Consider the following 14,087-nt stretch of genomic DNA (forward strand, 5'->3'; position numbering starts at 1 on the left):
GGACTTGGCGCGGGACGGCCGCGCCAGCCGTTGGAGCGGTGCGGTTAGTCGGTGACTGTCTGCGGAGTGGCCACGGGCCCGGACGCCTTCACGGGCATGGGCTGGACGTACGGCCGGAAGGGCGTGAGCGCCGGTACGTCCGGGGCCAGGTGTGCCGTCTCGCGGCAGGTGGCCGCAGCGTCGGCGAGGGACAGGTGTGGGGTACGGATGCGGGACCAGCCACCGGACGTGTCACCGACGACGGCGAGGCCGGGCAGCTCGGCAGCAATGGCGCAAGCCGCATAGACCGCCTCAGGGGCGATGTCGCCGAGCGCCATCTTGGCGGACGCTTCGTCGTTGACGCGGTGGCAGACGCGGCCGGTGAGCTGGGCCCGGAGCATGGTCGCGCCCTTGCCGAGTTCAGCACCGAAGCGCTGCCCGCAGACCTCCAGGTAGATGCCGGCCGCGCGGCCGAGCTGGGCGAGTCGGATGAGCTGGGTGACCATCTCGTCCCGCCGTTCTTCCTCCTTCCTCGTGGCGATGAGGAAGAGTTCGGCCACTTCGTCGATGAACAGCACGATGGGCGCGGGCCGTTCGTCCTCCGGCAGGCCCCAGATGTCTGAGGTGATCTCCTCATCCGGAGTGCCGGGGGCGATGCCCTGACGGGCTTTGATCAGGTCGTATCGGTCCTCCATCTCCTTCACCAGTGCGGGCAGCAGCTCGGCAGCCTGTTCCGGATCGGTGGCCAGCGCGGAGAGCCGAGCCGCGAACGGAGCCAGCTCCACCCCGCGTTTACAGTCGATCCCCACTAGGACCACCGGCTGAGTGGCCAGCCCGGTGATCAGGTTCCGCAGGAACATGGACTTGCCCGACAGCGTGGCGCCGAGCACGAGTTGATGCGGTACGGCTCGGTAGTCCCGTACGAAGGCGGTTGCGTCCTCTCTCAGGGCCACCGGCACCTGGAGCAGGCCGACGTCGATCCGGCGAGGCATTCGTACCTTGCGCAGAACGTCGAAGCCGACGAGCCGCAGTTCCACAACCCCAGGCTTGACGTCTCGGACGTACACGGCGTGAACGCCCCAGGCGTGCCGCAGCCGTTCGGCCGAGGCCGCCACGTCCGCAGGTTCCTGCCCCGGAGCGAGCCGCAGCCGGAGCCGAAGGCCGGTCGAGGTGGGCCGGATCACGCCCCGACGAGGGGGAACCGGCCGGACCTCTCGACGAGTGGTCGCCTTGACGGCCAGTACCCGCCACCGGGACGGCTCGACCGTCAGGCCGCACGCGTCCATGGTCGAGGAGTACGAGGCCAGCAGCCGAGCCACCGAGATCGGCAGCCCGACCGTGGACCAGTACGCGGCCGGGTGGGCGTGCCGGGCGTATGCCGCGCCGCCTATTGCAGCGAGCGTGCCGCCCAGCTCGGCCCACGTCACCAGGTCCGTCACAGCGATCAGCCAGCCTCAGCCATCGGGAAAGCGCCCGGAGCTACGGCGGTGGCCCGGTAGGCGATGCCGTGCCGCTGCTGGCCGTTGAAGACGCTCTCCCACGGCCGAGCCACGAGCCCCGGCAGTGCGACCGGAGCCCCGAGCGTCAGCCCTTCAGAGACACCGCTCTCAGGAACCGTGACCTTGATCAGAGACGACTCCCCCTCCTCGATGTAGACCACGCCGATCGTCATCAGTGCCTCACCACTCACGGCGTCCTTGGCGATCTCACCGGTCTGCCGGTCGCGCACCTTCGGCGCCGGAGCTTCGGTGAGCAGGACCGTGGCGGTCGAGGTGTCAATGCGGATCACACGCACAGAGATTTCTCCTTCTGAGTCGATCAACTTGCCACCTGACAAGTTGACTTAGCAAGTTCGAAGCTACGGATGACAGGTTGACTTGTCAAGTGAGGTTATGAGTGAACTCACCTGGACCAGGCGTCAGTTCAAGCGATAGGTGTCTTCGAGCTCATGCAGATCAGCAGGAAGCAGCACTTCAGAGACTTGCAGTGCCTGCCCGGAGGCATCGCACGCGATGACCAGAACGCTGAGCACCGGCACACCGTCCGGCATGCCACCCAAGAGCTCGGCTTCGCCACTCTCCGGCAGTCGGGCCGATACCCGCTCCGTCACATGGTCGAAGCGGACCTTCTGCCGGGCCTCCAGGTGCTCACGCGCACTGCCTCTCAGAGCTTCCGCATTCGCCAGCTCGGTGCCGTCGACCAGGCCGGCGGGAAAGTACGACGAGACCAACTCGACCGCTTCGCCGTCCTCCTCCACCAGAAAGCGACGCATGAGGACCTCGGCCCGCTTCGGGAGCCCGAGCGCAGAGGCGACCCGCTCCGGAACAGGGACGTCACCGACTTCAACGAGGCGCCCGGAGGCCTTCGACTCGTCGCGTTCCAGGACCTCTAGTCCCCGCCGGCCCTTCTGTTCCACAACCTCCGGCCGCCCCCGGACGATCGTGCCGTACCCCTGCCGGGACTCCAACCAGCCGTCGCGCTTCAGCAGTTCCAGCGCCCGCACGACGGTGGGACGGGACATCCCGAAGGCCTGCACCAACTGGTTCTCGCTGGGAACCCGGGTACCGGGCGGGTACGTGCCATCCTCGATGCGGCTCTGGATCGTCTGAGCTAGGCGCACGTACTTCGGTGCCGCCACTTCATACGCCATGTGCGCCGCCTGTCGAGATTGGCCAAGTCAACTGGTCAACCAGACTAGCGACAACTGGAGCGTCAGAACAGGATCGGCCTGAAGCCCGCACTGGGCGGCCATGCGTCGGCCACGTCGCAGGAGACCACCGTCCCACCGAAGCGGCTGGGCCCGGAGTGCCACGACTCGGCGATGGAGTCGACAAGCAGCAGACCGCGGCCGTGGGCGTCGTTGGCCTCTGGCTGCCGCATCTGGACGTTCGCTGGGAAGCCCGGGTTGTGCACCTCGATCCGAAGCGACGTCTCCACGCGATACCACTCAACGCGCACCACCCAGGTCTCATCCGCCCGCCCGTAGAGAATGGCGTTGGTCACCAGCTCCGAAATCATCAACACGCAGTCGTCAATCGAGCAGGCCGGGTTGTACGGGGCGAGGAACTTCCGGAACCAGTACCGAGCCCGAGGCACAGACTCCGCGACGGGGTGCAAGGTCATGGCACCGAGTCGCGGTGAGTCCTCAGAAGGAAAGCGGTCGATCGTGTAGGCCATCCGCGCTCACTCCTTGCCGCTGCCGTCACAGTCGAGGCAGCGCCGTTTCGATGTGACACGGTGGCGGTCGTTGGCCGTGGAGAGCGCCAGAGCCGTACGGGAGCCGACGCGCTTCCAACCGCACCCACGACAACCCCGGCAAGCTAAGCGCGCACCTTCATCCGGCCGCTGACTCGTCACCCGTGCCCCCTTCCGATTCAAGTGGCCTTAGCCACTTTTCTGGATAGTGGCATTAGCCACTTCGGCTCCGCAACCCGTTCGCCGCAACTAGCGGGACCTCACCGCGCCATCAGGTGAGCGGGTAGCCCTGCTCGAAAGCCCAGCGATGCGGCGGGTAAGTGGCTTCGGCGAACTCCAAGGGCCGGTCCTGGAGGTCGAAGACGACGTGGTGGACGATCAGGACGGCCGAACCGGGCTCCAGTTGGAGGTCCACGGCTTCCTCCTCCGTGGCATCCCGCGCGCACATGCGATCTTCCGCGTAGCTGCCCTGCCGCCCCGTCATGTTCTCGACGTACATGAGCGTTCCCTCTTGGATGCGCTCCGGCTCAAGCAGCTTCGGCGCACGGTGGCCGACATCCGGAGCGAACCACGAGGTGGACAGTGTGATCGGCCCGTCCTGATTATTGGTCACGCGCCGCCGGTGCACAGCCCGACGGTCCTTGACCAGACCCAACCCCTCAGCGACGTGAGCCGGCGCCTCCATCCAACCGGTCGAGGTGATCACCGCGTACTCACCAGGCGTGTAGATCTTTCCGGTCTGCCGAGCCCGCCCGTACAACTCCCGCGCCCGCCGGTTGACCTCCAGGCTCCGCACGTACGTACCCGAACCCTGACGCTTCTCGACAAGCCCTTGATGGCTCAGCGCCTCCAACGGCCGAGCAGCCGTGGGCCGGGACACCTTCCAGTCAGCCGCCAACTGCCGCTCAGACGGGACCTCGTCCCCCGGCCGCAGGTCACCCCGAAGAATCTGATCACGGATGTAGTGCGCGATCTGGAGATACTTCGGCTGAGCCTCCTCGATCTGTGGCATCAGTCCTCCTCACCCAACGTGGGCTCCAGGTGAGTAGCCGGGAACCCCGCTACCGGCCTGAGGCCGATTCTCGACACAAGTGGCTATGGCCTCTAGCCACTATAGGGTGAGTGGTCAACCCCGTACCCCGTAGGCTGAAGCGCATGACGCGGTTGATCGTCGCAGCAGGAGGAGGGGGCGACGCAGTCGCCGCCGCAATGCTTCACGCCGCCCTTTACGGCGACGAGGACCAGGCGGTGATCCTCACGTACGCGTGGGACCGCCTCCTGATCGACCCGGTACCGGGCCCCCGAGGACCGGACAACTTCACTGGCCTCAAGCCGCTCACCCCAGCAGTCCGGGCAGTGCCGGTCGAGGCCCGCCCGATCGCTCCGGCAGGCTCCACCCTCCCCCGACTCGCGGCAGAGCTCCCGCACACCATCGCGCTGATCGACCCGCGCCACGGGGTCGAGGGCATCACACACCAACTCGAAGAGTTGGTGGACCACTTGGCTCCGGAGTCGATCGACCTCCTGGACGTAGGCGGAGACATCCTCGCCCGCGGCGATGAGCCGACGCTGAAGAGCCCGCTTGCCGACGCCGTCACGCTCGCGGCGTGCTGCCAGGTGAACGCACCGATCCGCCTACTGGTGGCAGGCCCAGGTCTGGACGGTGAACTGCCCCTCGACGACCTACGCAACATGCTCGGCCCGCTCGTCCACACCTTCACCGCGGAGGACGTCGAGCCGATCAGTTCGGTCCTGGAGTGGCACCCCTCCGAGGCGACCGGGATGCTCGCGGCGACAGCCCGAGGCGTACGCGGCACATGCGAGATGCGAGACGCCGGCCTCCCAGTTCCCCTCACCGACGAAGGCCCCACCGTCCATGAGGTCGACCTGGACGAGGCACTGAGCCGCAACCAGCTGGCCCGCGCCATCCTGACGACCGCCACCCTGGACGAGGCAGAGGCACACAGCCGTGAGATCTGCGGCTACTCGGAGATCGACTACGAGCGCAACAAGGCCGCATGGCTCAAGGACCAGCCACCGTTGCAACTCGAACGCGACGCTGCACTGTCCCAACTCGACCAGTTCGAAGCTGAGGCCCAAAGCCGCGGAGTCACCCACACAACGTTCCGCCGCATCACCGAGGCCTTGAACCTCAACGGCTCCCTGCGCGAGGACCTGCGCCAACTGCTCATCAACAGCCGCCCGGAGCAGTACGACGCACCCTTGTGGCGCATCACATCCACTCCTGAGTAACAACCTTCTCTACTGGTTCAAGGCGGCTCGCTCCGCTCCCCGCGCGCGGCCCGGCCCCCGGCCGGGCCTGCGCTCCTGCCTCCGTCCCGCTCCAGCCCGGCCGACGCCCGTGCCGCGCTCACAGCAATCAGTGCTTGATGCCAGGTAAGGGCTGGCCTGAGGCTACTCAGCCATCCAGATCCCGGAACGCCCGCAGGCGACCGGGGCCTCACAGATGCGGCGAAGCTTCTGCACCGTGGCGTGCGCCGATGCTACCTTCAGCTGAATAGTGCCTTTGATGGCGGGAGTGCTCCAATGCCGAAAATGCCCAGTAACGCGCAGACCTTGATCCTGCGAATCTTTGATGCATGGAAAGAAGAGAACCTTCCTGCCGTTGACGGAGGAACTGCTTTTGAAGTCTTTTCTTCGGAGTTGGCATTGCGGTCGTTTGGGCTAGGGATTGAAGAAATCGAGGCAGGCATCGTAGGAGGGGGGCAGGACGGCGCGATCGACTCAGTCTACGTCTTTTTCGATGACACACTGCTAGATGAGGACTCAGACGTCGTTTCGGAAACGAGCCGTCCGTCCGATTTCGGGCAAGACAGAAACTTGGAACTCTGGGTAGTCCAAGCGAAGAGAACACCTAGCTTCGCCGAAGACGTAGCAGAGAAGCTTGAGAACACAATGCGTCGACTTTTGGACCTGTCACTGCCCATCGAGTCCTTGTCCGTCCTGTACAACCCAACACTCCTCACGCGCTTTGGCATCTTCCGCGACGCATGGGAAAAACTAATCACCCGCCGGCCCCGAATTAGCGTGAATGTCATTTACGCAACTCCGGGCGACTCCAGCAATATCACCCCGCAATTTGAGGCAAAGCTGAACGCCTTGAGGCAAGTGATCATTGCGTCCGTTCCGGATGCACGCACAGCATCAGTGGAGCTTCTCGGCGACAAGGAACTGCTGGCGAGGTACAACGAACGCCCGCCGTACACGCTTGCGATGAACTACCAGGAAAGCGCTACGAGTGGGGAGTCGCACGTAGCTATCGTAAAGTTGAGGGACTATTACGATCTTATTGTCGACGACAACGGTCGCCTTCGTCGCCACCTCTTTGAGTGGAACGTGAGGGATTACCAGGGGAACGTCTCAGTGAATCAAGAGATTCGCCAGTCTCTTACGTCACCTGATAGCCCCGAGTTCTGGTGGCTGAACAACGGTGTCACCATCATTTGCAGTGAGGCGACCAGCACGGCCAAAACATACTCGCTCTCGAACATTCAGATTGTAAACGGCCTGCAAACGAGCCATGAAATCTTCGAATCGCTCAGGGGCGACGATTCAGCAGAAGCCGGAGAACGCATGTTGCTGGTGCGGATTATCGTCACCGGCGATGCCGCAACGAGGGACCTGGTGATCAGAGCCACGAACCGGCAGACTGCAATTACGGATGCCTCTCTGCGTGCAACCGACGAAGTTCAGCGCAATATTGAAAACTACTTTTTGACTCAAGGTTGGTACTACGACAGAAGAAAGGGTTACTACAAGAACGACGGAAAAGATCCCGCGAAGATTGTAAGCATTCAGTTCCTCGGGGCATCTGTCACCGCCATGGGTCTGGCGCGGCCCGACAAATCACGTGGCAAGCCGTCCTCGCTGCTCAAGAATGACGAGGACTATCGACTCGTGTTCAATTCATCAATCGACCTCCAGGTTTACCTCTGGGCCGCCAGACTTCAACGTCAAGTGGATAGCTTCATCCTGTCTGAAGCTGCCGAAGCGAACGTGTCACAGAAGAGCAACCTCAAGTTCCATTTGTCGATGCTTATCGTAGAGCGACTGAATGGTGCGCCCATTCGACGGCCGCAGCAACTCCGTGCACTATCCTCAGCGAATGCTGCGGTGGATGACGCCATACTCAAGGATCTTTTTGAGAAGCTCAAAGAGTGGTCTAGCGTTTACCTTCGGCGAGAAGGTGTCATTCTGGAGAGGGCAACGAAAGCTCAGCGGTTCAGCGAATATCTGCTGGACCAAGCACGGGGTCTCCGGGAAAGCACCTCATAGCCTTTGGTCACATGACGGCGCGCTGATGTTGCAACGCGGGAGCCAAGGCTTTTACCAAGACGCTTCCGCCGGCGAGGCTGGCTCTGGTCGACGGCACCAGCAGCGTAGTTGAGGCCGGTGGCGGCCCAGCGAGGCACACGCGCACCTGACCAGTCGGCGTGCCCGCCGTCGGGGCTGAATTTCGTCGGCTGAGGCACAGACGATCTTCGAGGCGCCGTATCGGCCGCACTGGTGGAGGACGCCAACGACCTTGACTCGGTCATTGAAACCCCAGCCCCAAGCCGCTCCGCCGACCGCTCGTCACCGTGAAGCGCTGGACACCGTCGACCCCAGCGAGTCCATCACGGACCAGTCGATATCGTCAGTGGTGAAGGTGAGTATCAACAGAACGATGAGCCCGATGACGAGCACTGCCGCGATGAACAGGCAGCACCCTCCTATGCCTTCCATGATATCGACGATAACGCCCACATCAGGCGTTCGCGACTGGAGGCAGAGGCCGTGCGAGGTGAACGGTAATGACAAGTGGTCACGCGTTAGCGCCGGTCGCTAAGGCGGCTTCAGTGGGCCACCCCGCGCTGGAGACTTGGTCCACCACTCCTTCGGATACTGGTCGCGCCCCGCGGCGCTTGACTGGCCCATAGAGACTCCACCGACCTCATACTGAATCCCACCTCACCCTGGCACGGCTTGTCCCCCGTATGGACTAGCACTGGTTGGCTAGGCATGGGCCACAAACGAGTATCAGAGCACACCTCTTCGTCGACAACGATGGAGCCCAGGAGTGCCTCAGCCACCCGAAGCTAAAGAGTTTGAGCTACTGACTCTGGATTACACGATGACCAGAGAGGATGAGCGCACCTTTCACAACATTCAAGCGGCGATAGTAGGCCTAACTGTCGCCCTCCTGGGAGCTGTAGCAAGCGTCGTAGGAAACACTTGTCAGCTAAACCCGCCAAAAACCAAAGATTGCTCAGCGCCGCCGGACCTATTTCTCGCCTCCGCACCAGCAATTCCGCTAGCATCTCTCGCATTCATGCAATTGCTTGGCGTTGCCGCAGCCTTGCGTAGCTACTATCTGAGGGCAGTGGAAGCAGAACTGCGAAAATATGCAGACGCGCCACTTTCGACCCTGACAACTCTTGGCCCAATACTCCCGCCGTCGTACTCAGGACTCATGACAGAAGTCACTACCATGCGGCGTGGAAGGTCCGGATATCGAATCCTCGCCACCATGATCATGCTCATTGCTCTCTTCTTTTTTGGGGGTTTGACAATATACATTGCGATCCACTTGAGCACTATTTACACTATATCCATGCTGCTGATATACGGGGCGGCATTTGGGATCCTCGTGGCTGACGTGATGGCGGCGACTTACGGTGCCGGCAGTACCTTCGCGCGAATCGCCAGTAAGTTCATTTCCCGTCAACATAGACCAATCCTGCAGGCATCTATCGGCTCCATAGCGACGGGCCGGAGCCTCACTTCTTACTTCATTTTGCCAAGGCCAGAAGACTTGATCAAGTGGCTTTTCATTCCCGTTTCATTCACCATCGTCAGCTGGGCTTCAGGCGAAGGTTTCCCATGGTCCAGGATGTTCTTGACCCTATTTGTAGTCGAGTACTTGATTTACTCTGCCCGGTACCAATGGAATGATTTGCGTGGCATGAGCGAGGATGCAGAGCACCCTGAGGCATCGGCGAGAAAACGTCTACCTCGCGTGGAGGATCCATCACAGAAGCGGCTCATGGTGACTGGTAGTCTCGTCACAGCGTTTCTGCGCTTGATCGTGGCCGTAGTAATTGGATACCGAGTGCACGCACTCCAGGGTGTGCTGATTTTTTCTGGCATCATATTTGCCGTTGCCTCGATTTACGAATTCCTGCGTTCCGTGTCTCCTAAGCGTTTCATCAACAGAGCATCTCCTGTGCGTCAGAAGCTGATGCCTACCGCTATTTGGCTTACCGTTGGCTTCGGCTATTCGCTTCGGTTACTGGCGGGATCATACGCGGCAAAGGCTGATCTTCTCAGTCCGCTCGTGGAAACAGGCATGGCTTTTTCGTTCTGTTTCGGTGTAATGTTTGTCCTACTCACTTGGACGCTTGAGGCTACGAGCTACTGTCGCAAAATTACAGATGAGCGATGGGAAATTGGACAGGGACTGAATCGGAAGTCTCACATTACCCTGCTCGTCGACTATCTAAAGACCCCAAAGATAAAGTCAGTCGACGTTCAAGGTTTCACGCCGGATGAAGAGTGCAGCAGGAGAGCAGTGCTGAAAGATTCAAAAGACTTCTCTTTCTGGTCTCCCTGGAATGTTGCCTACTGGGCATCGGCTGTATGTGGATCTGTCCTTGCGGCATACCTGACACCCATGCAGGACAGTGCATCACTGCTTTTCGCAACTGCCGCGCTCGCGGTAGCGGCAGCCGCTTACGTATCCTATCCTTTGGGTTCAGGAGGTGACAGAGGATTCAGGAGCACCATCATTCTACAGACTCTATCGATTGCGGGATTCGGAGCATGGTCTGTTTGCTGGTCAATCCAACTTAATCAAGAGCAACCGGCCCGCGATGCGGTTCTCATAGTCCTTCCTTGGCTAATGGCGACAGCAACGTATGTCGGTTTTCGGCAGCGAAGCTACAAAGACCTCAAGGAATTTCCGGGCCATATCGCCGATGCCGCTAAAGGGGCGGGATGCGGAGCCATAAACATAGTTCTCGGTCCGCAGGTGCACAGCGTCATTTGTGGTAGGCAGCACTCTCAGCATATGCCGCCATCGTGAATGATGGCGATTGCTACTCCGCTACGAGCTCACCAGTCACCAACCGGCTGCGCCGAAGCAGGCTGGTACGTGCCGGCACGGGCGGACCCATGCCAGTCATCCGTGCAACCCGCCCGACTCCTACGACGCCGGTTCCTATGTCGGTGAGTGTCTACAGTAAAAGGACGCGTCCGTCCCGCAGCCGAATGCGTACCGAGAGCCCGCCCAGGCAGGGATCGTGCCGTTCGCGTGCCAGATCGTACAGGGAACCACGGGGAACACTGGGGAACCAACGAACCGGCCCACCAGGCGCAGCACCCTTCCGCCACAGGTCACCCCGGTAGCGACCCCTAGATCACCTTGGCTTCCCAAGCTAATGTCACGCACCTGCGCAGGCTAGGGACCTTGTCAGTGTCGATCAGTAGCCTGCGATGATCAGCCGTGGCACGCCTGGAGGCTTCGTGGACGCTACCGCTCTCGTCAGTCCCAACCGACTGTGGTCAGCGCAGGAGGTCTTGGTGCGCCCGAGCCCTGTCCCGGCGGTGGCAGGGGTGTACGGGTGGCACTTCGAGCAACCGCCCAATCCGGATCTGGACGGCCGGCGCCTGCTCTACGTCGGTATAGCCCCGCGGTACATGGCCAATCGGACCAGCACCCAGAATCTGCGCAAGCGGGTGCGCTACCACTACCGGGGCAACGCGGCTGGCTCAACCCTGCGGCTCACCCTTGGGTGCCTGCTCGGACTGGAGCTGCGCCGCGTAGGCAGCGGCAAGCGGATGACCTTCGGCAAAGCCGGCGAAGCCGCCCTCAGTCAGTGGATGGCGGATAACGCGCGGGTGTGCTGGGTCGAGCAAGAGGAACCGTGGACATCGGAGTCACAGCTCATCTCCCAACTAGACCTCCCGCTGAACCTGGACCAGAACCGCCACAACGCGTTTCACAGTCGCCTGAAGGAGCTACGGGCCCAAGCACGCCAGCGAGCACGGGAGTTGCCCATCAGCTCGTAGACCGCCGCAGGGCCGTTATCTGGGCCGTGCATGGGCCGTCCGAGGCCGCTCAACAGCGGCCAACGACAACCAATGACAACCGCTCGGCCGCTCATGAACACCGCCCTGACCAGCAAAGACCCAGTTCACCAGGATCCCCGGCAAGACCCAGGGCAAGAAGAAGTGATGGCGTCCCGCTGTGTGGTGTAGGGGATCTCCGCGGTTGAGTGCGCGGGTTCTGCTCCCTGGGGTGCACCGTCTGCCGGTGTCTGCTCCCTGCTCAACTGGCAGGCCACCGTGCAACTGTCCGGAGTGAACGGGCAGTTCGACCCCAGGGGGTGCACGGTGGCCTTGTCCCAGCATGACCTACTTCGCCTGCTTGAGTCACTACGTTCGGCCGATGGTCTTGAACTCGTCCGCGAGGTCGCCGAAAGGCTGCTCCAGGAACTGATCGAGACCGAGGCCACCACAAAGATCGGCGCCGCGTGGGGCGAACACACCGACACCCGCACCACCTGGCGCAACGGACACCGCGAGAAGACAGTGACCACACAGGCCGGTGACCTGGAACTCGCCATCCCGAAACTACGGGCCGGAAGCTTCTTCCCCAGCCTCCTCGAACGCCGCCGGCGCATCGACCAGGCCCTCTACGCGGTCATCATGGAGGCATACGTCCACGGCGTCTCCACCCGCTCCGTCGACGACCTGGTCAAAGCCCTCGGCTCCGACACCGGGATATCGAAAAGTGAGGTCTCCCGAATCTGCGCTGAGCTCGACGAACAGCTGGACGCTTTCCGCACCCGGCCGCTGGACCACATCCGGTTCCCCTACCTGTTCCTCGACGCCACCTACGTCAAGGCCCGCGTCGACCACCGCATCGTCTCCCAGGCCGTCGTCATCGCCACCGGCGTCACCCAGGACGGCGGCCGCGAAGTCGTCGGCGTCATGGTCGGCGACAGCGAGACCGAAGTCTTCTGGGCCCAGTTCCTGCGTCACCTGCGAGAACGCGGCCTGACCGGCGTCCGCCTGGTCATCTCCGACAGCCACAGCGGTCTGGTCAAAGCGATCCGCAAGGTCATGCTCGGCGCCGCCTGGCAGCGCTGCCGGGTCCACTTCGTCCGCAACGTCTTCGCCGTGATCCCGAAAGGCTCGGCCGAGATGGTCGCCGCGACAATCCGCACCGTCTTCGCCCAGCCCACCGCGGACGCGGTCCGCACCCAGCTCGACACCGTCGCCGACATGCTCGGCCGACAGTTCCCCAAGGTCAGAGAGATGCTGCTGGAGGCCAAGGAAGATCTGACCGCGTTCGCGGACTTTCCCCACCAGCACTGGAAGAAGATCCAGTCGACAAACCCGCTGGAGCGGCTGAACCGGGAGATCAAACGCCGCACCGACGTCGTCCAGGTGTTCCCGAACCCGCCCGCCGTCCTCCGCCTCGCGACCGCGGTCCTCGCCGAACTTCACGACGAATGGATCGCCTTCCCCCGCCGCTACCTCTCCAACGAAAGCATGGACGCCCTCTATCCCGACGACACGATCCTCCTACCCGCCACGTCAGGCGACTGATCGCCTACACCACGGCAAGGGGCATGACCGAAGAAGTAACTCGACGCCCCTTGGGCCCCCGTCCCGCGGCTTGTTCGTGGGGCGGGGGCTTTCTGGTAGGGGTGGGTCGTCTCTGGGCCGTCAGAGGCCGCTTCCGAGGACAGGGCTGCGCCGGGCCTGCCGGTACTCCTCGTAGAGCCGGTCCCCGGTCACGCAGCTGCCGACGGCCTCGCCGTCGTCATCCACGGTCCGGCAGTCCGGGCACGCGGGGCAGTGCAGCAGCATGCGCAGGTACGCGGCTCGCTCAGGGGCGTTCGGGCACTGGTGGTCCTCATTCTCGTAGTGATCGCAGAGGGTGCGGACGGAACGGGCGAGGCGTTGCGCGTAAGCGGTCCGGCCGCGGGCAAACAGGTTGCGACCGGGCTGGGCGCTCAGTCGCAGGCGGGCTTCCCCGACGCAGAAGAGCGCACAGGCCCGCGCCACGCTGTCCTCGGGCAGAGCCAGCACAGCCGACTCAACCTCTGGAACGGCCAGCATGAGGTGTCCGTGCAACTGGAGCGTGAGCGTCTCCAGCCCTTCTGGAGACAGCACCTCAGCGTTGCTCCCGAGGAGGCGGTCCGCGCTGGCGCGCATGGTCTCGAGGTCCAGCGGTGGGGCGGCCTCGCTGACGGGCGGCACGGTCATGACTCGTCCTCGTCACCGAGGCAACGACCCGCCATCGCGAGAGCCAGCACGTCGACCGCCATGCCCAGCCGACCTGGCCGGAGGAGGGGCACGGCCCAGTAGGACGCCCGCGTCTGCTCATCGAATGCGGTGCGGTCGGCTCGCGGCACTCCGAGGTACGTGCCCTCGCCCAGGCACTCCGCGACCGGCGCGCACCACATCTGTGCGGTGCCGGGCGGTACGAGGGCGTAGTAGCGGCGGAAGCCCGGATCGTGAATGACCGGGGCACCGCTGAGGCATCGGGCCAGCCGATCGCTCACCGTGTCCCGATCCGCGCTCGCGACCGCCCGGTGCACGACCCGCTCAGGCAGACGAACCGCCTCGAAGACCTTTCCCAACGGAATCACGGCGAGCTTGGCGGCACCGTTCCACTCTCCACGCGCGGTGTCCGGTGACGGATGGGCCGATGCCAGCCACCGCTCGGCCGTCCCGGAGCCCGGCGAACCCGCCGGGGATGGGCAGGAGCCCCCCGGGAACCTAATCTCTGTCATGTCGGCGCTCCTCAGCAGCGTTGGCCACGCCCCGGGACCGGTCGCACGGTCGCCGGGGTCCTTGCAGGAAGACCCTTGCGCCAGACGCCGATCGCTCCCATCCCA

13 protein-coding genes are annotated in these 14,087 nt (G+C 63.1%); 5 read left to right on the top strand and 8 right to left on the bottom strand.

Annotated features, from left to right (window positions below; genetic code table 11):
- Positions 1-44: 44 nt before the first annotated feature.
- The 5 genes from ACZ58V_RS34170 to ACZ58V_RS34190 all read right to left on the bottom strand — a co-directional run bounded on the left by ACZ58V_RS34170 (position 45) and on the right by ACZ58V_RS34190 (position 4,186).
- On the bottom strand, positions 45-1,418 hold the full coding sequence (locus ACZ58V_RS34170) for an FtsK/SpoIIIE domain-containing protein (protein ID WP_471294966.1): 1,374 nt from the start codon (positions 1,416-1,418) through the stop codon (positions 45-47).
- A 5-nt stretch (positions 1,419-1,423) separates the two neighbouring features.
- The gene (locus tag ACZ58V_RS34175; protein WP_471295160.1) at positions 1,424-1,774 is read right to left on the bottom strand and encodes an SCO3933 family regulatory protein; all 351 of its coding nucleotides are present in this window, start codon (positions 1,772-1,774) and stop codon (positions 1,424-1,426) included.
- Between the two features lie 123 nt (positions 1,775-1,897).
- On the bottom strand, positions 1,898-2,629 hold the full coding sequence (locus ACZ58V_RS34180) for a GntR family transcriptional regulator (protein WP_471294969.1): 732 nt from the start codon (positions 2,627-2,629) through the stop codon (positions 1,898-1,900).
- Positions 2,630-2,691: 62 nt separating this feature from the next.
- A complete protein-coding gene (locus ACZ58V_RS34185; RefSeq protein ID WP_471294970.1) occupies positions 2,692-3,156 on the bottom strand; it encodes an ATP-binding protein in 465 nt (154 codons plus the stop codon).
- A 289-nt stretch (positions 3,157-3,445) separates the two neighbouring features.
- Positions 3,446-4,186, bottom strand: a complete 741-nt coding sequence (locus tag ACZ58V_RS34190; protein WP_471294972.1) for a GntR family transcriptional regulator — start codon at positions 4,184-4,186, stop codon at positions 3,446-3,448.
- Positions 4,187-4,329: 143 nt separating this feature from the next.
- Between ACZ58V_RS34190 and ACZ58V_RS34195 the strand changes: the two genes are divergently transcribed.
- The gene (locus ACZ58V_RS34195; protein WP_471294975.1) at positions 4,330-5,427 is read left to right on the top strand and encodes a DUF1152 domain-containing protein; all 1,098 of its coding nucleotides are present in this window, start codon (positions 4,330-4,332) and stop codon (positions 5,425-5,427) included.
- A 303-nt stretch (positions 5,428-5,730) separates the two neighbouring features.
- Positions 5,731-7,470, top strand: a complete 1,740-nt coding sequence (locus tag ACZ58V_RS34200) for an AIPR family protein (RefSeq protein WP_471294978.1) — start codon at positions 5,731-5,733, stop codon at positions 7,468-7,470.
- Positions 7,471-7,770: 300 nt separating this feature from the next.
- On the opposite strand, the gene ACZ58V_RS34205 is transcribed toward ACZ58V_RS34200, so the two are convergent.
- Positions 7,771-7,920, bottom strand: coding sequence for a hypothetical protein (locus tag ACZ58V_RS34205; RefSeq protein ID WP_471294980.1), 150 nt, complete (start codon positions 7,918-7,920; stop codon positions 7,771-7,773).
- Positions 7,921-8,254: 334 nt separating this feature from the next.
- On the opposite strand from ACZ58V_RS34205, the gene ACZ58V_RS34210 reads away from it, so the two are divergent.
- The 3 genes from ACZ58V_RS34210 to ACZ58V_RS34220 all read left to right on the top strand — a co-directional run bounded on the left by ACZ58V_RS34210 (position 8,255) and on the right by ACZ58V_RS34220 (position 12,789).
- Positions 8,255-10,258 carry a hypothetical protein gene (locus ACZ58V_RS34210; RefSeq protein ID WP_471294983.1) on the top strand — a complete coding sequence of 668 codons (2,004 nt, stop codon included), beginning with the start codon at positions 8,255-8,257 and terminating at the stop codon, positions 10,256-10,258.
- 410 nt (positions 10,259-10,668) lie between these two features.
- Positions 10,669-11,244 (top strand): GIY-YIG nuclease family protein, encoded by a 576-nt coding sequence (locus tag ACZ58V_RS34215; protein WP_471294985.1) that lies wholly within the window; start codon positions 10,669-10,671, stop codon positions 11,242-11,244.
- A gap of 324 nt (positions 11,245-11,568) precedes the next feature.
- Positions 11,569-12,789 carry an IS256 family transposase gene (locus ACZ58V_RS34220; protein WP_471294987.1) on the top strand — a complete coding sequence of 407 codons (1,221 nt, stop codon included), beginning with the start codon at positions 11,569-11,571 and terminating at the stop codon, positions 12,787-12,789.
- Positions 12,790-12,909: 120 nt separating this feature from the next.
- On the opposite strand, the gene ACZ58V_RS34225 is transcribed toward ACZ58V_RS34220, so the two are convergent.
- Together ACZ58V_RS34225 and ACZ58V_RS34230 are read right to left on the bottom strand one after the other, a co-directional pair.
- The gene (locus tag ACZ58V_RS34225) at positions 12,910-13,452 is read right to left on the bottom strand and encodes a DUF6415 family natural product biosynthesis protein (protein ID WP_471294990.1); all 543 of its coding nucleotides are present in this window, start codon (positions 13,450-13,452) and stop codon (positions 12,910-12,912) included.
- Positions 13,449-13,982, bottom strand: coding sequence for a hypothetical protein (locus tag ACZ58V_RS34230; RefSeq protein WP_471294993.1), 534 nt, complete (start codon positions 13,980-13,982; stop codon positions 13,449-13,451). Before ACZ58V_RS34230 ends, ACZ58V_RS34225 begins: the two co-directional genes overlap by 4 nt.
- Positions 13,983-14,087: the final 105 nt, after the last annotated feature.

The organism is Streptomyces sp. NPDC040589, assembly GCF_055594445.1.